At 66.5% G+C, this 269-nt stretch carries 1 protein-coding gene; it reads right to left on the reverse strand.

Annotation, left to right across the window (positions count from 1 at the left end):
* Positions 1-269 (reverse strand): leucyl/phenylalanyl-tRNA--protein transferase (locus BST14_RS32070; RefSeq protein WP_281252839.1); only part of this gene is annotated, 269 nt, incomplete at both ends.

The following is a 269-nucleotide window of genomic DNA, read 5'->3' on the forward strand; positions in this document are numbered from 1 at the left end:
TCGATGAGGACGAAGCCGGCGTCGCGCAGATGGCGGACCAGCGTGACGAAGCCGACCTTGGAAGCGTTGTCGGCGCGGCTGAACATCGATTCGCCGAAGAACAGCCTGCCCATGGCCAGGCCGTAGAGGCCGCCGACCAGTTGTCGCTCCTGCCAGACTTCCACGGAGTGGGCGATGCCGCGCAGGTGCAGCTCCTGGTAGGCCAGTTGCATCGGCGTGGTGATCCAGGTGCCGTCGGCGTAGTCACGCGGCGCGGCACAAGCCTGGAT

The sequence above is a fragment of the Mycobacterium arosiense ATCC BAA-1401 = DSM 45069 genome (assembly GCF_002086125.1).
GTDB classification, from domain to species: Bacteria; Actinomycetota; Actinomycetes; order Mycobacteriales; family Mycobacteriaceae; genus Mycobacterium; species Mycobacterium arosiense.